Consider the following 20,419-nt stretch of genomic DNA (forward strand, 5'->3'; position numbering starts at 1 on the left):
TACCAGAAGGCTGCCCAAAACCGGGCAGCCTTCTGCGTTTCAAAGGGTCCGCGTCCCTGCCGCTTTCAGCGAATCGTTCCCGGCTAAGCCTCACCCACGATCGCGCCTCTCGCTGCGCGAGGTGAACGCTGCGCGCACCCACCAAGCCCCGACGTCGCCACCCCGCGCACCAACAGCGCCCGCACCTGTCGGTGCACGACGACGCCTCGGGGCATTCTTCCCGCGAGGAGGCCGACATGCGCAGTGACCTGACGCCGATCACCATCACCGGCCTCCCGACGCAGGTGTTCGACACCCTCGCCGACGTGGCCGCGCTGCACGCGATCGGCGGCCGCCGCGTCCTGTACGTCATCGATTCCCCACGGGAGAACGCGCGCACCGCGATCGACGAGATCGCCGCCCGCATCCCGGAACCGCTGGTCGAGTCGAAGCGGATCAGCGGCGGCTCCTACGAGCTGCGCACCCGCACCGGCGGATACGTCAATGCCAGAACCACGGGAGCGAGCGGAGTCCGTGGCCTCACAGTCGACACCCTGATCATCGACACCACCCTTACCGAACGCCGCCTGCTCGAGGTGCTGCCGTGCCTGATGGGTTCGCAACACCACGACGGGCCGGCCTGGTACCAGGCAGCACGGATCGACTAGACCCATGACCGGTGCACGAGCCTGGGCCTGCGTGGTCGGCTTCATCGCCGCCGTGGACGTGGCAGCCATCTACCGCGACCGTCCCGACCAGACGCTCTCCGCGACCATGGACCGGGCGCGAGCCCTCAACCCGCTCACCGACACGGTGGTCACCTTCGCTGTCGTCGCAACAGCCGGACATCTGCTGCGCCTGTGGCCGAGCAAGAGCGACCCCTTCCGGCTGGTCGGCCTCGGACGGCGCGGAGTCCGGCGATGAGCACAGTCGCCGACCGCTTTGTGACGGACCAGTCGGGTGAATCCTGTTTCTACTGCGGACTGGACGACGCACCAGAGTTCGCGGCGTGTGAGAAGTGCTACGACGGGATCGTGCGATGAGCTTCCTGCCCACGGTCTCGCCCCGCTCACTCGCCGACTGGATCGGGGAGCTCGTCACCGACGCCGCACGGCCCCTCGCGCACGCCGTCGCGCGAGACCTCGCCGACCGCATGACCATCACCGTGCAAATCCGCTTCGACAAGGAACAGCCGTGACCGGATGTGGCGGATGCAGTGGCCTCGGCGCGCACTCGCCACGATGCCGGACCATGCCCGGCGCGCACTGGAAGCGCCTCGCCGACCAGGCCGGATCACTCGGCGACGCGATCGGAGCGAGCGACACGGCAGCGGCAAATACCGCCTACGACCTGGCCGCACGATTCACGAGCAACTGGCGAAAGGCCCAGCCGTGAGCGAAGAGGCGCCCATCCTCGAGGAAGTCTTCTCGTGCTGCGTCCACGTGGGCGACACCTGCTACACCGACCTCACCGGTGTGACCCTGGCCGAAGGCGAGCTCTACGACCACCAGACGTCGCCGGGCGGCCCCTGCGACCACGAGCCAGAGGCGTTCATCCCGCTCGCCCCATGGAAGCGCTCGCGGCGATGACCGGCCCTGAGCACGTCGACACCCAACCGTACGAGCGCCCCTACGCCTGCCGCGAATACGCGATCGAACGCGAAGGCGCACCCGGCGCGCACTGCGTACTCGAACCCGGCCACGACGGCATGCACCGCGACATCCGCGACCAGCCGTTCCACGTCCACTACCCGAGGCGGTGACCATGCGCTGGTGCCACCCCTGCAACCGCCACCGCATGGCCGACTGCGCCATCGTCTGCCACGCCGACCGCACCCGCGAACACCAACGCGACTGCGACACCTGCACCCCAGACCCACCAGCAACCAGTGCCCACACCCACACCACCTGAACAACGCGGACTCGACCACGCGCACAGGCGCCAACGCGCCCGCCTAATCCGACTCCTCGACCGCAAAGCAGCCCAAGGGCTCACCACCCCCTGCTGGTGGTGCGGCAAGCCCATGCACAGCGACCCCGCACGCAACCCCGACGGGGCACCGCTCGAAGCCGACCACTCCAAGGCGCGAGCCATCCACGGCCACAAGAACAACCCCGCAGACCGCCTCCTGCACCACCGCTGCAACCGACAACGCGGCGCCGGAACCCGCGACCACCAACGACCGGCCCTCGCCGGCCACACCGACACCCCGGCCGGCGACCTCGGCCACCTCGCCATGCCCTGGCCCTAGTAAACCCGCAGTTCACAGCCTCGGGGTCCGCAAACATGCAGGTCAGCGCACTGCTTGCACATGCAAGCGGCCCGACCCTGAAAATCCTGAGGGGGGCGGGGGGAGCGCCACTCCTGGTGGGGGAGTGAAAGTTTTTTGTACGGCCGTCGGAGAACGGGGGCGGAATGGCTGACGACGAGCAGGAATCTCGCCTTAGTGCCCGCGGCCGCCGCCTCTGGGACGAACTGGTCAGTGAATCGACTCCTGAGACGACGAAGGCTCTGATCGAGGAAGCGTGCCGCACAGCGGACCGCCTGGACCGGCTGAACTGGGCGTGCAAGCGTGACGGGATCATCGAGCTCATCGAGCGTGAAGACCTTGACGGCACGTACTCGATCGAGATCGGCAATGCGATGGCCGAGGCCCGGCAGCAGGGGCAGGCGCTCAAGAACTTGCTGATCGAGATCGGGAAGCGGAGCGAGAATCCGTCAGGGGTTGAGGATGACATCCTCGACGGTCTCTGACTTCGATGTCGATGCGGCGTTCGCGGAGATCAGCGCCCGGGAATGGCCGACCCTAGAGGGCCGCCAGACGCCGAACTCGCTGGCCTTCTCGGAGGGCAGCATCGAGCTCGGCGCCAAGGCTGCCGAACTGGCGCGGCGGGCCGGGAAGATCCGCGCAATGCCGTGGCAGCGGTGGTCGCTGGACAACATCATGGCGAAGGCCGCCGACGACAGTTGGCTCCATCCCGAGTGCTGTCTGATCGTGCCGCGGCAGAACGGCAAGTCGCTGATCTTGTCGATCCGCGTGCTGTACGGCCTGTTCAAGCTCGGGGAGAAGATCATCTTCTCCGCGCAGCAGTGGGAGACCGCGAAGGCGCTGTGGAAGCGCACCTGGGCGATCATCAAGAACACGCCGTCGCTCCGGAAGCTGGTGGAGTCGCACACGTGCTCGCAGGGGCGCGGAACGATCGTGCTGGCCTCGGGCGCCGAGGTCGTGTTCACGACCAGGTCGGCGAACGCCGGCCGCGGCCTCGACAAGGTCGATCTCGTCATCTACGACGAGGCGTACGACCTCACCGAGGCCGACATGGCGGCGCTGTCGCCGACGAAGATGGCTGCCGACGATCCGCAGACGATCTACACGTCGTCGGCGGTGAATCAGGAACAGCATCCGAACGGCGATGTGCTGGCGTCGGTCCGCAAACGCGGGCTGGCCGCCGAGGAGGGGCTGTTCTTCGCCGAGTGGATGGCGCCGGAGAGCATGTCGCGTGAGGAGCCGGCGACGTGGCGGTGGGCGAACCCGGCGATGGGTGTCATCCAGACGGTGAAGAAGTTGACCGCGGAGCTGGCGTCGTTCACGACGCCAGCGGGCCGGAAGAGCTTTGACGTCGAGTACCTGGGGCGCGGTGATTGGCCGGAGCCGGAGGCCGTGCACGTGTCGTGCTTTGACGCGGACGGGTGGCTGGATATGACTGACCTTTCGCCGTCGCTGACGGGGTCGATCTGTGTGAGTGTGGCCCGCGCGCCGAAGGGTGGTAAGTGGGCAGTCGGTGCGGCTCAGCGAACCACGGACGGACGCAAGCACATCGAGATCGGGCTGTTCCGTGCGGCCGGGCTCGATGAGGTCGTCGAGTTCGTCGAAGAGCTCGTGGAGGCGTGGGATCCGGGGGCGGTCGTGGTGGATCCGCGTTCGCCAGCGTCCGCGATCATCCCGAGGCTCACGGAGGCGGGAATCGAGCCGGAGACCGCTTCGACCCCGCAGATGGCGGCCTGGTCTGGCGGATTCCTGGAAGACGCATTGGCTGGCGACCTGTCGCACACCGATCAGCCAGCACTCACCGACGGGGTAGCGGCGGTCGCCCAGCGTGTTCTACCGCAGGGCGACTTCGTGTGGTCTCGCACTGATGACGGATCGGCGACCCCTGTGGAGGCGGCGACGCTCGCTGTCGGCGGCTTGATCGAGTTCTGTTCGGCCGCGCCGGTGGAGCGTGCTTTGCCTGTGACGACGTCACCCAAGACCACGACGATGAGCAACCGATCTGCGGGCCTCGACCTGATGGCCGCGAGTTTCTGATGGGAGGGCCTGTGACTGCACCTGAACGTCCTCTCCCGGCTTCACCGGCCGTCCGCGAGAAGGGATATGTCGTCCCGGATGCCGGGCTGATGCTCGGGATGACCTTCGAGGATTGGCGGACGGGCGAGCAGGTGCCGGAGCTTCGGTGGCCGTTCAGCTTGCACGTGTACGCGCGGATGGCGCGTGAGGATTCGCGGGTGTCTTCGCTGCTGGCGGCGATCAACCTGCCGATCCGCCGGACGTCGTGGCGGATCGATCCGAACGGGGCCCCGGACCAGGTGGTCGGATTCGTCGCGCGGAACCTTGGGCTGCCGGTCGTCGGTGAAGCTGGGGACGCTGACCCGTTGCCGCGTGCGCGTGGCCGGTTCTCGTTCTCGCAGCACCTCGCGTGGGTGCTCGACGGCGTGAACCCGTTCGGGCACTCGGTCTTTGAGCAGGTGTACCGGTACGACGAGGACTTGGGGCTGTTCTGGCTGCACAAGCTCGCGCCGCGGCCCGCATCCACGATCGAGGCGTTCGAGACGGCTCGTGACGGCGGTCTGATCGCGGTGGTGCAGAAGGAAGCGCACGCGGGGCAGACGGCTCGGCTGCCGGTGAAGCGGCTGGTCGTGTACACGCGCGACATGGAGCCGGGGCAGTGGCAGGGCCGGTCTCTGCTGCGCCCGTCGTACAAGCACTGGCTGCTGAAAGATGAACTGATCCGTGCGCAGGCAGTCGCGATCCGCCGCAACGGCATGGGCGTTCCCATTGGGACCGCGCCGGAAGGTGCGTCGCAGGATGAAGTGAACGCGCTCTCGGAGATCGCGCAGCAGTACCGCGGCGGCGATAACGCCGGCGCGGCCCTTCCAGCCGGCGCCGATCTGAAACTCCTTGGCGTCCAGGGGAACCTGCCGAACATTCAGCAGGCGATCGATTACCACGACAAGGCCATCGCCCTCGCGGGGCTGGCGCACTTCTTGAACCTGGCGGGCGGCGGCTCGTACGCGCTCGCGTCGGTGCAGGAGAACACGTTCGTGCAGTCGGTGCAGTCCTTCGCCGAAGGGATTCGCGACACCGCGAACGCTCACATCGTCGAGGACCTGGTCGATGTGAACTTCGGCCCGACGGTGCAGGCGCCTCGGCTGGTGTTCGACGAGATCGGATCGCAGCAAGACGCCACCGCGAACGCACTGAAGTTGCTGGTGGATGCCGGGCTGCTGTCGCCGGACGTGCTGCTCGAGCAGTCACTTCGTCAGCGTCTGGGCCTGCCGCCCCGCACAACCACCGACCCTGAGCCGTCCGAGGAGGACGCATGACCATCACCAGCCTGTCGCGGCTACTGGCCGATCCGGCCGCCCGCACCGTTGTCGCCGACCGCGACCAGCCTGCGGACACGACCCCGGCATGCCGAATCGGCGCGATCACCAACAGCTCTGGGCGCTCACACGCAGAGGTGTTCATCTACGGCGCGATCCACCCGTGGCCGTGGGAAGAGATCGGGGAGGTCGGCGCCAACGGATTCGTCACGAAGCTGTCCGGCCTGGACGTCGACGACATCACGGTGCGGATCCATTCACCCGGCGGCGACGTTTACGACGCACTCGCAATCACGAACGCGCTGAAAGCCCACCCCGCCTACATCACTGTGGTCGTGGACGGCCTGGCCGCCTCCGCAGCGAGCTTCATCGCGCAGGCCGGAGACAAGATCATCATCCGCCCGAACGCCGAGATGATGATCCACGACCCGTCCGGCGGTGTGCGCGGCAACTCCGCGCAGCTCGTCGAGTACTCGAAGTGGCTGGACCGCGCCGCCGACAACATCGCGGCGATCTACGCCGACCGCGCCGGCGGCGACCCCGGCGACTGGCGGACAGCCATGCGAGCGGAGACCTGGTATTCGGCGGCCGAAGCGGTCGAGGCCGGGCTCGCTGACGAAACCCACTCCGACCCTGCAGCCGAGACGGCGGCGACCGAAGACGACCGGGACGGGGAAGCGGCAGCAGCCGCGTTCGCCGATCTCCGGCGCGCGTACGCGCACCAGTGCCGGGCAGATGCCCCGGCACCTTTCATGCCCTCCGACCAGGTGGGCCGACAGGAAGGATCTGACATGGCCCTGCGCCAGGAGATCGCGGCCCGCCTCGGTATCGCCGAGGACGCCGACGAGAGCACCGTGCTCAACAAGATCGACGAGCTCACCGAGCTCGCCACCACCCCCGACAAGCCGTCGGATGCTGCCCAGCTCACCGCGCTCGCCGAAGCGCACGGTCTGCGGGTGGTCGACGTCGACTGGTTCACCGAGATGGAGGCCGCGATCGAGCAGGCCGCCGCCGACGCTCAGGCCCGCCGCCTGGCCGACCAGGCGCAGGTCGTCGAGAACGCGATCGAGGCCGGCAAGATCACCCCGGCCCGCCGCGAGCACTTCGTCGCCCTGATGGCGGCGGACGAGGACGGCACCGCCGCCCTGCTGGATTCGCTGCCGGCGAACCTGGCCGTGCCGACCGACGAGATCGGCCGCCAGCCCGACACCGACGAGGCCGAGAAGTCGGCCTACGACGCCCTGTTCAATCCCGCCTCCGGCGACAGCAAGTAAGGAGCCACATCATGGCTGAGCACACCCCCAAGTTCCTGCCGGGCGCGAACGTCACCCGGCGCGCGTCGGCCGCCGTGACCGGCGGCCAGGTCGTCGAGATCACCGGCGACGACACCATCGGCCCCGCCGCTGCGGAATCGGCGAAGGTGTACGGCGTCGCCTCGAACGACGCCAAGGTCGGTGACCTGGTCACCGTCCACACCGGAGGCGCGCACCCCCTGAAGACGGCCGGCGCGGTCGCCGCGGGTGCGCAGGTGGAGGCCGGTGCCGCTGGCACCGTCCGGACCCTCGCCGATGGTGTCGCCATCGGTCTGGCCATCTCGGGCGCCGCCTCCGGCGGCAACGCCCTCATCGACCTGCGCTGACCGGCGCGACCACCTCAAGGAGACACAGAATGTCGAATCTGACCTACCCGCCGGCGCCCGTGCAGGTGACCGGTGACGTCAAGACCATCCACCAGTTCCTGAAGGAACCGACGTCGATCGCGAAGTACGTGCAGACCCTCGCCGATCAGGCCCTGATCGCCGACGTATTGCTGCCGAAGACTCACACCACCGAGTCGGGCAGCTTCGTGGTCGAGGAGCCGGTCGAAGCCGGTACGACCACCGACCCCGAACCGGTGGCACCGGGCGGCGAGTACCCGCTGACCAGCATCAAGTCGGGCGACTCGCATGCGGTGTCGACGCTCAAGCGTGGCTTCGACGCGCTCATCACCGACGAGTCGGTGTCGCGCCGCAAGTTCTCGCCGGTACAGGAGGCCTTCACCGGCATGCTGTACCAGATGACCACGGTCATCGACTCGCTGGCGCTGTCGGCGGTCACCTCCGCGGTGTCGCGGTCGGAGAACGCGATCGCCCCGTGGGGTGCGACCGGCCACAACCCGCTGCGTGACCTGCTGCTGGCGCGGGCGAAGGTGTCCGCCCTGAAGAAGGGCCTGCACCTGAACCTGTGCGTGGTCGACCTCGAGACGGCGGCCATGCTGGCGTCGGACGAGAAGATCGCAGCACTGCTGAAGCGCGAGGACGGTTCGGCGCCGGTGTACACCGGCAACCTCGGCAACCTCGGGAACTTCCAGATCCTCACCTCCGAGCACCTGCCCGTCGGCGCCGGTAACGCGCTGCTGCTGGACTCGACCCGCCTCGGCGGCATGGGTGACGAGAACCTGCACGCCCCGGGCTACACCAAGGCGCCGGGCGGCAAGATCGAGATCAAGACGTGGCGTGAGGACGGCATCGACTCCCAGCGTGTCCGTGTCCGCCGCGTCACCGTCCCGATCATCGAGGACGCCGACGCCGGATTTATCATCGAGGGAGTCTCGGCCTGATGTTCCGCGTCACCGCTCCGCTCGTCGTGGTGCGATCCCACGACGAGACGGTGTACTTGACGGTCGGTCACATGGTCGACGGTGTGTCGGAGGCGGACGCGGCCCGTCTGGTGAAGCTCGGCATGATCGAGCCCGCCGACGGCGTCGCGGACGCCCCGGCTCCCGTCGTACCTGAGGCGCGGCAGACTGCCGTGGCTGAAGGTCAGGATCTCGGGAAGCCGAAGAAGACGCACGGCCTCGACAAGTGGCAGGCCTATGCCGTGTCGCAGGGGCTGACCGACGAGGACATCGCCGGTGCGTCCAAGGCCGAGCTGATCGCGCTCATCGGATGAGTGCCGTGCCGGCGCCGTTCGTGACGGTGGAAGAGCTCGAGGCTTTGTGGCGTCCGATGAAGGACGTCAGACAGTCTCAGTGGGCTGAACTGCTGTTGGTGGCGGCGTCGGCATGGATCCGGGAACGCAAACCGGGGATCGCCGCGGATGATCCGACCGCGAAGATCATCGCGGTGGCCGTGGTGAAAGCGGCTCTGCTGCCAGGGGATTGGCAGGGCTACAAGTCGTGGACCCGCACGATGGATGACGCCACCACAGCAGCGGTGTTGTCGAATCCCGGCGGATACCTCGATTTCGATGCGGCCGACGCATATGCGCTGCTCGGGATCTCGCTGAACCCGTTGCCGGTCGGGAACTTTCCGCGCGACGACTACGGGCCGATGCTGTGAGCTACAGTGCCGACCGCACCGGCCACGGCCGCTGGTGCACGGTCCTCGCCCCGCACCCCGGCATCCTGTGGACCGACGACCACGGCGCCCTGGGCTTCCAGGCGGTCGGGAAGATCGCCACCGATGACGGGATCGCGGACTACGACGGCCACGACCTGCACACCGTCATCGACGCGCTCGCGAAGGCGGGGATGACCGCCACCGCGGCGTTCGACACCCTGGCTTCCCTACACGGACGTGACCTCAAGGCAGGGGAGTTGGACACGTGGCGGCCCGACCGCAACCGTGCGCGGCCCCGACTCGGTGAGCTGCCGCCGTTGCAGTCCACCGCGCAGGTGATGGACGAGTTGTGAGGATGACCCGCGACGAGCGTCGGCAGGCGTTCGCGTCCATGCCTGACGCTGACCCCGGCAAGCGCATGTTCCTCCTCGGCTTGCGTTGCGCGGCACTGCAACACGAGACAGTGAGTGAGGTCCAGCGGGAGCGGGTCGACGGCGAGCTACTGCCGCAGGTGCGGCGGATCGAAACCGTCCGAAAGAACAACCTGCGTGGCGAACTGTCCCTGCGGATCGACAAGGCCACAGCCCTGTTTGCCGACATCATGGGCGACTGGTCGCCGCGACCCGACAACCCGATCGCCCGCCAGGTGCGGGCCGAGATCGGGATCGACCTGTAGGAGGAGCCGTGGATCCGCTCGGAGTGTTCTTCACGCAGCCGCTCGATGTGAAACGCCTGATCGGCACCGGCCCGTACGGTGACCAGCACGCTGACGCGGTGACGGTCTCGTGCCGCCTGCGGTGGGAGAACAAGATGGTGCGAGACGGCTCTGGCGAAGAGGTGGTCGCCGCGGCCACGGCGTCGATGTCTGCCGCGACACCAATCATCGCGGCGGGGTCGCTGGTGCGGACGCCGACCGGCCGGTGGCGGAAGGTGATTGCCGAAGCCCGACACGTCGGCGGCTTCGACATGTCGCCGGACTACTACTCGATCGAGATCTCCTGATGGTCAACATCGACTCTGACGACAGCTTCGATGAGATCAAGGCTGCGGTCGCCGACCGCGGGATGGAAGCTCTGCGCGCGGGTGCAGAGTTGTTGCAGTCCGAGGCGCGTGCCCTGACGCCGAAGGACTCCGGTGCGCTCGCGGCGTCGCTGCAAGTGACCGTGTCCGGTGATGAGGCTGCCGTGCACACCGACCTGCCGTACGCGGTCAAGCAGCACGAACGGCTGGCGTTCGCCCACCCGAACGGTCAGGCGAAGTTCTTGGAGACGGCGTTGGCGGCGAGCCAGTCCGATATTCAGGCCGCGATCGCCGAGGTTCTGGACCTCTCTTAGTCGTCGGCCGCGGCCGGGTGCCCTCCCTCGGCTGCGGCCGGCTCCCACCTGTCTGATTGGAGGTTCCTCGTGCGTGCTCCGGCCGTGAACGATCTACTCGACTCGTGTGCCCGTCATCTCGATGAGCGCGGCGTCGCCACCTACAGCCTGTCGGGCGTGTACTCGGCGCCTACCGCTCCGGCAGTGTTCTTCGGGCAGTTGTACGACCAGCCTGATCGGGCGGTCGCGATCAACCACTACCTGACCGTCCCGGACCCGATTACTCACCTCGGGAATCCGAGCATGCGTTTCCAGCTGCGGTGGCGGGGCGACAAGAATCCGACCACCGTCCACCAGCTTGCAGACGCCGCGTTCGGTGTCCTGCACACATTGACTCCCGGCTCGTGGCCGGGTGGCCTGCGCTTCCTATGGGTGCAGCGCCTCATCGTCGCCCCAATCGAGCCTGACGCCTCTGGGCGCTGGGAGCGGTGCGACTCGTACGAAATCCAGCTCAACCCGATTGGAGCATGATCATGCCCGTTCTCACTCCGCCTGATGGAGGCCTGCTCGACACCATCCCCGCCGGTCTGTACGCGGCGCAGGTTCTCCCGAAGGGGGTGGACCTGGCCACCGCGGACGACGACGACTGGGTGTTCGTCCAGGGCTTCAAGAAGTTCGATCCGCAGTTCGATCCGCAGTCCGAAGACGACTCCGACATCACCATGGGCGGCTGGGCGTCCGAGGCCGGCACCAGCAACGGCCTCAAGATCGCCGTCGAGGGCCTGTACAAGGGCGCCTCCAGCTCGAGCACCTTCACCCCGGATCCCGGCCTGAGCGAGGTCATCGAGGCCGGTGAGGGGATCGGCGACGTCGACATGGTGCGCCCGTTCCGTTTCTGGCGGACCGACGCCATCAACGAGGCCTATCAGGGTCGGTTCCTGTGCAAGGTCAAGAAGGAAGGCGGCGACCCGAAGGAGCTGCAGAAGTTCTCCGGCGAGCTCATCTGCAAGGGCAAGCCCACCAAGATCAGCAAGCCCGAAGCACCGACGGGCCCTTGATCGCCGTGCCCGGGCCCACCACCTACCCGGGCTCGGCGCTCTACCCAGGAGGTAACTGATGGCACTGAACGACTGGGCCGACGGGGCGGGCGGCGGTACTCCGCTGTCTGCCGCCCGGCTGAACGAACGCGACGCCGCGATCGTGGCACTGCAGCAGGCAGTGGCGGATCTGACTGGGCGTGTGGAAACGCTCGAAGCCGCCGCCGAATAACTGAACACCAAGCTGAAAGCAGGAGGGCATTTCAGTGACTGACAGCAAGGATGGGTTCGGCGATCTCGCCGTATTCCACGACCCGAATCTGCACCTGACGATTCGGGGCAAGAAGTACACGATCCCGCAGCCGAACGCGAAGGAGGGTCTGCGTATCCGGCAGTTGTTCGGGGCGCAGTTCCTTTCCGACGCAACCGAAGTCGAGGAGATCATGAAGCTGATCGGCGCCGAATGGGTGCCGGACATCAGGACCTCCGAGGTGCGTGACCCGATGACCGGGGCACCGGTCCTCGACGACGACGGCAAGGCTGTGGTCGCTGAGGAGGATCACGGCATGTGGGCAGGCGGCCTGTGGGACGAGATGGTCGCCGACGGCGTGACGTGGGAGGAGCTGCTGCATGTTGGCCGCACCGCCCTGATCGACGTCGGCGTGGGTCGGATCGCCGCGCAGGTGCATTGGGAGTCGGGCCTGACGCCGACGCTCCCGGAGGCTGAGGAGCCGGAGGGAAACCCCCTGCCCGCCCCGCCGGCACCGAATCGGGAGGCGCGGCGGGCGGCAGCGAAGAAGGCTCCGGCGAAGAAGGCTGCAGCGAAGAAGGCCGCACCGCGGAAGAAGCCCTCGCCCAAGGCCTGAAACCGTCCCGCTACGGCGGGTTCTACGATCCGCGGCCGGGCGCGTACGGCCCGAATGATCCGGGTGGCACGGATTGGAATCCGGTCACCGAGATCCGCGACCGGTACGCGGCAGCACCACCGGAAGCGGACGAGCCGCGAACGGTGCGCGTGACCTTGTTCGACGTCCTCAAACACTGGGGTGCCGCCGAACTTGACCTGCACGAGGTGTGGGGTGTGGATGTCGAGGACGACGCGCTGATGACAGCCCGGTCGTGGCGCTGGTTGGAGCTCCGTCTGTCCGACCTGGTGCACCGCGGGCCGCGGCTCGCGCCCGCGCTCAGGGGTGGTGCGGCGGGGGCTTTCTGACGACAAACTGTGTGTCGGGAGCCGGTGGACGGGGTGTCGCGCTTCGGGCTGGATGGGCCGGTTTCTGCGGCTTCGGATTCGCCGCACTGACGATGGTCGCCACTAGACCGAGCACTAGAAGCGCGGTGAGCACGCCAGTAATGATCGACCAGAGCACACTCCCGGACGAGATTGCCCACGCGAACACGCCGATGCCGATCGCGACCATCACGATTATCCCGAGGATGGCCTCGGTGTCACTGGCCTCTTTCGGTGGCGCTGCAGATCGCACTGGGCGTGCGGATGCGGCGAAGTTCGGCGACGGGGAGTTGCCCGTGAAGCGCTGGGCATTTCCGGTCTGATTGAACGCCCCGCACGCCTGGCAGCGCAGCTTCTTCTTCGTGAGCAGTGGTGCAGCCGCGCCGGCGACTCCGAATGTCAGGACGCCAGCCGCGCCGCCGCCAAGTCGAGCGCGGTTCGTTCGGCGCTCAGTGAAGTTCTTTCCCCCGCAGGTTGCGCACCGAAGTTCCCCAGCTTCGTCTACCTGAATGTCCTTCATGCCCGGATTGTAGTCCGACTCTCGTCACAAGGAGGTCTGTATGGCCCTGGTAGTTGGTCGCCTCCTCGCTCAGCTCGGCATCGACGATGCCGGCTTCTCGTCGGGCATGAATGCTGCGCAGCAGCAGTATCAGCGGACTGGCCAGTCGGCGGCGCAGATGGCGCGCACAGTGGAGCAGTCCGCGGCGAAGGTGCAGTCGGCGCGGGCGTCGGAGCAGTCGGCGGCGCTGCGGGTGCAGGCTGCCGAGAAGAGTCTGAATGCTCTCCGCAAGTCGGGGGAGACTGACGCGCTCAAGCTGGCTCAGGCAGAGTCGAAACTGCAGACGGCACTCGCTTCGCAGAACCAGGCGAAGATCCGGGCGGCGAACGCGGCTCGTGGTCTGTCGGCAGCGCAGCGCCAGCAGGCGTCGGCGTCGCAGCAGGTGTCATCGGCGAACCAGAAGGCCACCACCTCCACGAACAACCTCGCCGCGTCGGCGACGCGCGCGAAATCTGCGCTTGCCTCGATCGGCGTAGGCCTGTCACTGACCGCGGTCGTGGCGGGAATGACCCAAGCTGTCGGAGCAGCGCGCGCACTCGGCGCACAGACGAACCAACTGTCGGTGATCTTCGGAGACAACGCAGGGCAGATCAAGTCGTGGGGGTCGACCGCAGTCGACTCCATGCGCATGTCTCAGCGGGAAGCCCAAGGCGCGGCGATCCAGTTCGCGACCTTCGGTAAGGCGATGGGCCTGTCGGGGCAGGAGCTCGTCAAGTTCTCCACCCAGCAGACCAAGCTCGCCGCCGACCTCGCCAGCTTCCAGGGCATTCCGGTCGCGGACGCCGTTGAGGCCATGGGGTCAGCATTCGCCGGCGAGACCGAAACGATGCGCAAGTACGGCGTGCTCCTTGATGAGAACACGATCAAGCAGGCCGCCTACAAGAACGGCATCGCCGAGGTTGGAACCCAGCTCACGGCGCAGCAGAAAGCGCAGGGCGCCTACTTCGAGATGCAGGAGCAGCTCGCCCACGTCAACGGAGACGTGGAGCGCTCGAACGGAAAGTTCGGCGCCTCCCTCAAGACGTTGACGGCGCGGCTCGAGGAGACGCAGGCCGCGGTGGGCGACAAGTTGATTCCTGTCGTGCAGCCATTTGTGGACCTTCTTGCTGGCCCTGGACTCTCGGCGGTACAGGGTTTCGCCGGGGCTATCGGCGCTGCAGGTAGTGCATTCGGCTCCCTGCCCGGTCCCGTGCAGGCGGCGCTCGCCGCAGTCGTCGCCTTCCGGATCGCGCAGCGCGTCGCTGGCGATCAGATGACCGCGATGGGCGCGCGGATTGCTGGTGTCGTGACCAGCTTCCGAACGCTCGGCGCGGCCGCCACCGTGCAGACCAGCATGGGCACCGTCGCCATGGGTCGATTCGGCACATCCATCGCGCGCCTGGGAACCCATGTCCCCGTCATCGCCCGAATGCAGCAGAGCTTCGTGAACGCCGCGGTGAGCGCAGACCGTTTCCCGCGCTCGGCAGGTGCGATGGCTGCAGGCATGACCGGCATTCGTTCGGCGGCCGGTGGACTGATGGGAATGCTCGGCGGCCCGTGGGGCATCGCCATCATGGGCGCTACCGCCCTGCTTGGGATGTTCATCCAGAAGAAGCAGGAGGACGCGCAAAAGTCTGCCGAGGCGAAGGCCAAGACCGAGGAGTGGGCGCAGGCTCTCGTGGCCTCCGGTGGCGCGATCAACGACAACATTCGGCAAATGGCGGCGCATGAGCTGCAGCAGAAGTCGTTTCTGGAGATGGCGCAGGCGGCTGGCCTTGGCATGGACCGGCTAACCGAGGCGATCCTTGGCACCAAGGAGCAGTACGAGTCTGCTCGCGCCACCATGGACGACTACCTCCGCACTCAGCTGGAGGTCAACCAGGGGAACTTCGCCTCAGACTTCGCCCACCAGACGATGATGAACGGCCTCGACGGGGTACGTAATAGCTACACCGACGGTCAGCGTGCGGCGGCGAACATGGGGAAGGCGACCGGCGACAACAAGGTTGCATTCGATTCGGCCACGCAGTCGACGACGAGCATGTCGAAGGCGATGGAGGACTACAAGGAGGAGACCGGTGGCGCGGCGGCTCAGGTCGACAAGCTGGCGAAGGCACTCAAGGGGCTCGCGGACGACAAGCTGACTCTGGAAGAGGCCGATCAGTCGTGGCATGACAACATGCGCGACCTGAACAAGACGCTCGGCGAGACGACCGACGCGCTGATCACACAGTCTGGCGCGATCGACGTCACCAGCGAGGCGGGGTCGAAGCTGCAGGACGCAGTGGTCGATCAGCGCGACGCCTATTTCGATGTGGCAGCGGCGGCGAAGCGGTACACCGATGAGCAGCAGGCGCTCGGGAAGATGGATGCCGGGCAGGCGCTCGACCACATCAACGGGAAACTGGGGCCGCTGCGGCAGAGCTTCATCGACGCCGCCATGGCCGCGGGTAAGTCGGCAGACGAGGCCAAGCGGATGGCCGACCACTACCTCGGTCTGCCGGGGCAGATCACCACACAGCTGGAGCTCAAGGGCGTCGACGCGGCGATCTCGAAGCTCGACTCGCTCAAGGTGAAGGGCGCCCAGCCGGTCAAGGGCACCTACAACATGGTCGATAACACGCCGGAGGTGCGGCGGCGCCTCGACGACATCAAGGTCCGATACTCGATCGTCGACGGCAAGATTGTCATCAACCAGGACGACATCCAGCGCGCCGACAATGCGCTGCGCGACCTTGGCTTTCAGACGGAAGCGCTGCCCGAGGGCTACATCAAGATCACCGATACCTCGGACGAGAACATCAACCGACTCAAGTCGCTCGGCATTGAGGTGCAGACCCTCCCGAACGGCACGATCGTCATCAACCCAGACGACGCCGCTTTCTGGACGGCAGTGCAGCGGGCGCAGCAGCCGGGCGAGAAGAAGATCTGGATCAGCTACGAGACGCGCGGTGAGCAGCAGGCGTACGTCGACCGGATCGCCCAGTTCGCCGAGAATGCGAACGGCTCGATCCGGCAGCGCGCTGACGGTGCGCTGGACTCTCCGCAGATTCAGTCTGGCTCCGGTATGGGCCGCTACGCCACGACCCCGTTCGGGCCGGTGCAGTGGGCCGAGGGCGAAACGGACTGGGAGGCTTTCATTCCCGGAGCCCTGTCGAAGCGTGGCCGGGCGACGGCGATCCTCAAGGAGACTGCCCGCCGCTTCGGGTACGGCCTGGCACCGCTGGCGGATCTGGCGCGCGGCGACTACACGCCGGCCATGCGCGAAATCTGGGGCCTCGAAGAGGACAGCCCGATCGTCGACGCGATCCTGTCGGCCCGCCGCCGGGTGATGGCCGAGGGTGGGATCACCGCAGGCGGCCTCAAGAACTACATGCGCGGGATTGACGGCGCCAGCTACGTGTGGGGCGGCTGGGGCCAGGGCTTCAACACGGACTGCTCCGGCGGCCAGTCCATCGCCGTCAACGCCACGAACGGCAACAGTAGCGCCGGCACCGGCCAGCGGTCGGCCACCGGCGGCTACTCGTCGTGGCTGCCCGCGCAGGGCTACCAGCTGGGCCGCGCTCCGGCCGGTGTGCCTGCGCACGAAGTCGGCTGGTCGTCTGAGCACGCGTCGGGCACGATCTTCGACCCGCAGGGCGGGGACGTCAATATCGAGATGGGCGGCGGGAACGGCGGCGGCGCCTACGGCCGCGGTGCGGTGTCGTCCCGTGACGGCCAGTTCCCGAACCAGGCATGGAAGGCACTGCAAGGCGACGCGGGCACTGGGGTCACCGGTGTCGCGCCGGCGGCGACCGAACGGGAGCGCAACATCGACGCCGTGGTCGCAGAAGGCAAGCGGCGCGGCAAGTCCGACAAGGAGATCAAGTCGGCGGTGATGACGGTGCTCGCCGAGACCAACGGCGAGAACCTCGGCCACGGCATGGACGGCGACAACGCCGGACTGTTCCAGCAGCGCGACTCGTGGGGCACCCGCGAAGAGCGCATGAATCCGACGACCGCCGCGGGCAAGTACTTCGACGCGATGGACAAGGTCGATGGCCGCGACTCGATGTCGGAGGCCGAGCTGGCGCAGGCCATCCAGCGCTCCAGCGACTCGTCCGGCGACATCTATGCGGCCAAGTCCGCCGAGGCCGACCAGATGATGGCTGCGTCGATGGCCCGCCTATCCGGTGGCACGACGACCAACAACATCACCATGGGCGGCACAGGTGGTGTCGGTGGCGGCAACGTGTTCGTGACCGGCGGCCACCTGGACTACATCGGCGGCAGCCGCGGCTCTGCCGACACCACGCCGACGACACCGGCAGCGCCGGACAAGCCTGACACGGCAGACTCCACAACCGGCGACGGTTCACTGCGGCTCACGTCGCCGCTCATGCGTGGCCAAGATCCGCTCCGCTTCCAAGAGGGCGGCACGATCCCCGGCACCGGGACCGGCGACAAGATCCCGCTGCTCGGCGAGCCGGGCGAGTTCATCGTCCGCCGCGACGTCGCCCGGCGTCCCGGAATGCGCGACTTCCTCAAGAAGCTCAACACCGGCTTCTACGGCGAGGTTCCGCGGTACCAAGACGGCGGCACGGTCGGCTTCGGCGGGTACGCGGACGACACCCGCGATCACATGAAGCCGAAGAGCTGGCGCGACGCCCTGCACCTCGGAGTTGGCGCGGGCTTCACAGGAGCGTCGCTGGTCGCCCCGTATGTGGCGATGGCGCAGTCGGGGCAGATCGACCTCGGCAACCTCGCCCCGACCATCGACACCGGCAGCAACTCGATCGACGGGGTCAGCCAGTTCGTCGGCGACTACGCCGGCCAGATCAGCAACCAGCTCGGCGCCATCCTGGCCGCCATCCAGAAGGGGGAGCGGATCACCGTGGTAGTCGAATCAGATAAGTCGCCGTCAGCGGCGGCGATGGGTGCGACGGCGGCCGGGCTGTGAGCCTGCCCGTCAGCCTGGAGCTGACCGACCTCAACGACGAGACCTGGACGCTCGGCGGCGAAGAGTATGGCCCCGTCCGCCTCGTCCTCGCCGAAGGCCTGGAGGGTGCCGCGTTCGGCTTCGACTCCACCGCGGGCGCCCGGCAGCCCGGCATCACTGTGCAGGACCGGCAGGACAAGGAGTCCTACGTCGTCTTGACGCTGCGGCTCGGTCCTCTCGGTTACACCGGCGAGCCTGCTGTCGAGTGGCTGCGTGGATTCCTGGATGGCCTCGGGCGCGGCTGGTCTCGCGACGGTCGGCTGATGACGCTCGAGTGCCTGGACTCGGGGCGCTTCCAGCAGGTGCGTCTGGCCGAGCAGTACGCCTCCCCGGACTGGACCGCCATGGCGTGGTTCGGCCGGGTCGGCGTCTTCAAGATCAAGTTGCAGTCGGATGAGTCGTGGTGGCGAACCGAACCGTTCGATGAGACGTACGCTGCTGCGGACTTCGCGACGGTCACTGCGGACAACCTCGGCGACGTCGAGGCGGGTGCGTGGCCGTGGTTCCGGCTCGACGGCCCGATCACCAACCCGACTCTCGGCTACGAGGGCGAGACGGTGGAGCTGCCGTCTCTGGGTGTGGGGGAGTGGCTGGAGATCGAGACCGACCCGGACGCCTGGGTGGTGCGGGATCAGACCGGCGCTGACCGGACGTGGGATCTCGGCACCCGCTGGTACAAGACCATGCCCGCCCGCACCCAGGGGATTCCGGTCACCATCACCGGCAGCGGCACGACCGGTGCGACGTCGCTGCGTGTCGTGTGCCCGCAGCTGTTCCATGGTGCGCTGTGACCGGCCCCGGCTATGTCACGCCCACCGTTGACGGCGTGGAGGACTTCGACTATCTGCAGATCGGCCGCCGCGTCGGCCAGGGTGAGGGCTCAAAGATCCAGTGGCGGCCGGTCGGCGGCTACGTCGAGGCCGGGATCACCTGGACCTGGGGCTTGGAGCCGGGCACGTTCGCGTTCGAGCTACACCCGCGGAATCCGCTGAACGATGCGATCCGGCAGGCCGACATCGACCGCCACATCTACCAGTTCGCAGCCAGCTATCACGGTGTCCCGTTCTCGGGCCGCATCATGAAGCGGCAGCAGGCTGGCAAGCCAGGCAGCGAGAAGTTCATCTACTCCGGCGTGTGCAACAAGAAGTGGCTGCAGACCGGCTACGGCTGGGTGAACAACTTCTTCCCGCCCGAGATTCAGATCGGCCTCACGGGCAAGCAGGACATCAGGTTTGGGCCGCTCGACATGGTGGCCAAGAGCTACGTGTCCAGCGTCTACACGCGGCAGGGGCGCCCGGTCTGGCCGGGCCTGCCGATTCGGTGGCCGTCCGGCTGGGATCAGCCCGACCTCGCCGACATCAACTCTCTCGACGACCTGCTCGACATGGTGACCGACGTTGCGGACTCTCTGGAGATCGTGGCGATGATGGCGCGCTTCACCCGGCTCGACGAGTTGTTCGGGCAGGCGCAGCAGCAGTACGACGCAGGCTTCTCGGTCGACCTGTACGACGGCCACGGCACGGCGCCCTCCGTGTTCCGCGCCGACGGGATCAGTGCGCTGCAGGGCTTCCTCGACATGAACGGCTCCTCATTCCTGCGCCTGGACAAGCTGTTCTCATCCGCCGGCCAGGACTTGATCGCCACCACCGCGAACCGTGCCGGCTATGTCTTCAACACCCAGCGCGTGCGCGACAACACCCGCGTGCAGTTCCGCACCGACAGCCAGGGCCAGATCGCTGACTACGACATGTCGGTGATCGCGCCGGAGATGACGCGCGCCATCATCGGCGGCAAGTCGCCGTCGATGGTCAACGATCTGATCGAGATCGGCGCGAACCTCGCCATCGCTGCGCTCGTCGCCGTCGTCGCCTCCATCCCTGGCGCCGGTGGTGTGGCAGGCCTCGCAGGCCTCTCGGTGGGCGACCTGTTCGACGACATCTTTTTCGCCTACCAGGTCACCGCCGACAACGACCTCGAGGACGAGCTCGGCGAGGACGGCTTCATGGAAGGCTTCGCCGACAACACCGCCGCCTACAGCATCGACTCCTACGCGATCGGCAAGACCGCGCTGAAAGAGCGCGGCGGCACGAAGGAACTGACGCTGAACACCGCCACCGGTGGTGCTGGCGGGCGAGGGATCAGCTTCGGCGCCGACGACGGCACTGCGCGGCGCTTCCGCCTCGGCGACAAGGTGACGCTGTGGGATCGCGGCAACGTCGTGGAGCGGCATGTGACCGCGGTGTCGGTGTCGTCTAAGCCCGGCGCGCTCATGCGTGAGGCTGTGACGCTCGGCGCCGACAAGCGTGCCCGTGGCGCGTGGACGCGGCTGATCGGCGGCGTCCAGTCCGGCGCGGCCACCATGCGCGGCTTCGCCAACTCCACCTAGGCCTTCGGGCCACCTGACTACCCCTTGCTCGTCCGGG

The 20,419-nt window shown here is 67.4% G+C and carries 28 protein-coding genes; 27 read left to right on the forward strand and 1 reads right to left on the reverse strand.

Annotated elements, in window-relative coordinates; genetic code table 11:
* The first annotated feature begins 236 nt into the window (after positions 1-236).
* The 24 genes from ABD732_RS12130 to ABD732_RS12245 all read left to right on the forward strand — a co-directional run bounded on the left by ABD732_RS12130 (position 237) and on the right by ABD732_RS12245 (position 12,462).
* Complete coding sequence (locus ABD732_RS12130) at positions 237-647, forward strand: hypothetical protein (RefSeq protein WP_344784007.1); 411 nt, start codon at positions 237-239, stop codon at positions 645-647.
* 4 nt (positions 648-651) lie between these two features.
* On the forward strand, positions 652-903 hold the full coding sequence (locus tag ABD732_RS12135; protein WP_344784009.1) for a DUF7427 family protein: 252 nt from the start codon (positions 652-654) through the stop codon (positions 901-903).
* Between the two features lie 115 nt (positions 904-1,018).
* A complete protein-coding gene (locus ABD732_RS12140) occupies positions 1,019-1,177 on the forward strand; it encodes a hypothetical protein (RefSeq protein ID WP_344784011.1) in 159 nt (52 codons plus the stop codon).
* A gap of 53 nt (positions 1,178-1,230) precedes the next feature.
* On the forward strand, positions 1,231-1,374 hold the full coding sequence (locus tag ABD732_RS12145) for a hypothetical protein (RefSeq protein ID WP_344784013.1): 144 nt from the start codon (positions 1,231-1,233) through the stop codon (positions 1,372-1,374).
* Positions 1,371-1,568, forward strand: coding sequence for a hypothetical protein (locus tag ABD732_RS12150; protein ID WP_344784015.1), 198 nt, complete (start codon positions 1,371-1,373; stop codon positions 1,566-1,568). The genes ABD732_RS12145 and ABD732_RS12150 overlap by 4 nt, the downstream gene beginning before the upstream one ends.
* Positions 1,565-1,741, forward strand: coding sequence for a hypothetical protein (locus ABD732_RS12155; protein WP_344784017.1), 177 nt, complete (start codon positions 1,565-1,567; stop codon positions 1,739-1,741). Before ABD732_RS12150 ends, ABD732_RS12155 begins: the two co-directional genes overlap by 4 nt.
* Before the next feature lie 261 nt (positions 1,742-2,002).
* The gene (locus ABD732_RS12160; protein WP_344784019.1) at positions 2,003-2,230 is read left to right on the forward strand and encodes a hypothetical protein; all 228 of its coding nucleotides are present in this window, start codon (positions 2,003-2,005) and stop codon (positions 2,228-2,230) included.
* A gap of 164 nt (positions 2,231-2,394) precedes the next feature.
* A complete protein-coding gene (locus tag ABD732_RS12165) occupies positions 2,395-2,733 on the forward strand; it encodes a hypothetical protein (protein WP_344784021.1) in 339 nt (112 codons plus the stop codon).
* Entirely contained in the window at positions 2,711-4,285 is a 1,575-nt protein-coding gene (locus ABD732_RS12170) for a hypothetical protein (RefSeq protein WP_344784023.1), read from the forward strand. The genes ABD732_RS12165 and ABD732_RS12170 overlap by 23 nt, the downstream gene beginning before the upstream one ends.
* Before the next feature lie 11 nt (positions 4,286-4,296).
* Positions 4,297-5,580 (forward strand): phage portal protein family protein, encoded by a 1,284-nt coding sequence (locus tag ABD732_RS12175; RefSeq protein ID WP_344784025.1) that lies wholly within the window; start codon positions 4,297-4,299, stop codon positions 5,578-5,580.
* Positions 5,577-6,854 (forward strand): head maturation protease, ClpP-related, encoded by a 1,278-nt coding sequence (locus ABD732_RS12180; protein ID WP_344784027.1) that lies wholly within the window; start codon positions 5,577-5,579, stop codon positions 6,852-6,854. The genes ABD732_RS12175 and ABD732_RS12180 overlap by 4 nt, the downstream gene beginning before the upstream one ends.
* An 11-nt stretch (positions 6,855-6,865) precedes the next feature.
* A complete protein-coding gene (locus ABD732_RS12185) occupies positions 6,866-7,219 on the forward strand; it encodes a capsid cement protein (RefSeq protein ID WP_344784029.1) in 354 nt (117 codons plus the stop codon).
* A 29-nt stretch (positions 7,220-7,248) separates the two neighbouring features.
* Positions 7,249-8,178: a phage major capsid protein gene (locus tag ABD732_RS12190; protein ID WP_344784031.1), complete on the forward strand. Its 930-nt coding sequence runs from the start codon at positions 7,249-7,251 to the stop codon at positions 8,176-8,178.
* On the forward strand, positions 8,178-8,510 hold the full coding sequence (locus ABD732_RS12195; RefSeq protein ID WP_344784033.1) for a hypothetical protein: 333 nt from the start codon (positions 8,178-8,180) through the stop codon (positions 8,508-8,510). The genes ABD732_RS12190 and ABD732_RS12195 overlap by 1 nt, the downstream gene beginning before the upstream one ends.
* Positions 8,507-8,899 (forward strand): hypothetical protein, encoded by a 393-nt coding sequence (locus tag ABD732_RS12200; RefSeq protein WP_344784035.1) that lies wholly within the window; start codon positions 8,507-8,509, stop codon positions 8,897-8,899. Before ABD732_RS12195 ends, ABD732_RS12200 begins: the two co-directional genes overlap by 4 nt.
* Positions 8,896-9,252, forward strand: coding sequence for a hypothetical protein (locus tag ABD732_RS12205; protein ID WP_344784037.1), 357 nt, complete (start codon positions 8,896-8,898; stop codon positions 9,250-9,252). The genes ABD732_RS12200 and ABD732_RS12205 overlap by 4 nt, the downstream gene beginning before the upstream one ends.
* Positions 9,253-9,254: 2 nt before the next feature.
* Positions 9,255-9,575 carry a hypothetical protein gene (locus tag ABD732_RS12210; RefSeq protein WP_344784039.1) on the forward strand — a complete coding sequence of 107 codons (321 nt, stop codon included), beginning with the start codon at positions 9,255-9,257 and terminating at the stop codon, positions 9,573-9,575.
* A gap of 8 nt (positions 9,576-9,583) precedes the next feature.
* Entirely contained in the window at positions 9,584-9,901 is a 318-nt protein-coding gene (locus ABD732_RS12215; protein WP_344784041.1) for a hypothetical protein, read from the forward strand.
* Positions 9,901-10,233, forward strand: coding sequence for an HK97 gp10 family phage protein (locus ABD732_RS12220; RefSeq protein WP_344784043.1), 333 nt, complete (start codon positions 9,901-9,903; stop codon positions 10,231-10,233). The genes ABD732_RS12215 and ABD732_RS12220 overlap by 1 nt, the downstream gene beginning before the upstream one ends.
* Before the next feature lie 69 nt (positions 10,234-10,302).
* Positions 10,303-10,743 (forward strand): minor capsid protein, encoded by a 441-nt coding sequence (locus ABD732_RS12225; RefSeq protein ID WP_344784045.1) that lies wholly within the window; start codon positions 10,303-10,305, stop codon positions 10,741-10,743.
* Between the two features lie 2 nt (positions 10,744-10,745).
* Positions 10,746-11,270: a phage tail tube protein gene (locus tag ABD732_RS12230; protein WP_344784047.1), complete on the forward strand. Its 525-nt coding sequence runs from the start codon at positions 10,746-10,748 to the stop codon at positions 11,268-11,270.
* A gap of 58 nt (positions 11,271-11,328) precedes the next feature.
* Entirely contained in the window at positions 11,329-11,481 is a 153-nt protein-coding gene (locus ABD732_RS12235; RefSeq protein WP_344784049.1) for a hypothetical protein, read from the forward strand.
* A 34-nt stretch (positions 11,482-11,515) separates the two neighbouring features.
* On the forward strand, positions 11,516-12,115 hold the full coding sequence (locus tag ABD732_RS12240) for a DUF7426 family protein (RefSeq protein ID WP_344784051.1): 600 nt from the start codon (positions 11,516-11,518) through the stop codon (positions 12,113-12,115).
* Between the two features lie 143 nt (positions 12,116-12,258).
* A complete protein-coding gene (locus ABD732_RS12245; protein ID WP_344784053.1) occupies positions 12,259-12,462 on the forward strand; it encodes a hypothetical protein in 204 nt (67 codons plus the stop codon).
* Here ABD732_RS12245 and ABD732_RS12250 read toward each other — a convergent pair.
* Positions 12,434-13,000 (reverse strand): hypothetical protein, encoded by a 567-nt coding sequence (locus tag ABD732_RS12250; protein WP_344784055.1) that lies wholly within the window; start codon positions 12,998-13,000, stop codon positions 12,434-12,436. The two genes, ABD732_RS12245 and ABD732_RS12250, sit on opposite strands and share 29 nt — an antisense overlap.
* A gap of 40 nt (positions 13,001-13,040) precedes the next feature.
* On the opposite strand from ABD732_RS12250, the gene ABD732_RS12255 reads away from it, so the two are divergent.
* From ABD732_RS12255 to ABD732_RS12265, 3 genes are read left to right on the forward strand one after another with little or no spacing between them, the layout of a single operon-like run.
* The gene (locus ABD732_RS12255) at positions 13,041-17,957 is read left to right on the forward strand and encodes a hypothetical protein (protein ID WP_344784057.1); all 4,917 of its coding nucleotides are present in this window, start codon (positions 13,041-13,043) and stop codon (positions 17,955-17,957) included.
* The gene (locus ABD732_RS12260; protein ID WP_344784059.1) at positions 17,954-18,787 is read left to right on the forward strand and encodes a hypothetical protein; all 834 of its coding nucleotides are present in this window, start codon (positions 17,954-17,956) and stop codon (positions 18,785-18,787) included. The genes ABD732_RS12255 and ABD732_RS12260 overlap by 4 nt, the downstream gene beginning before the upstream one ends.
* Positions 18,784-20,382 (forward strand): Gp37-like protein, encoded by a 1,599-nt coding sequence (locus tag ABD732_RS12265; protein WP_344784061.1) that lies wholly within the window; start codon positions 18,784-18,786, stop codon positions 20,380-20,382. The genes ABD732_RS12260 and ABD732_RS12265 overlap by 4 nt, the downstream gene beginning before the upstream one ends.
* The last annotated feature ends 37 nt before the right edge of the window (positions 20,383-20,419 follow it).

The organism is Gordonia caeni (assembly GCF_039537105.1).
GTDB lineage: Bacteria > Actinomycetota > Actinomycetes > Mycobacteriales > Mycobacteriaceae > Gordonia > Gordonia caeni.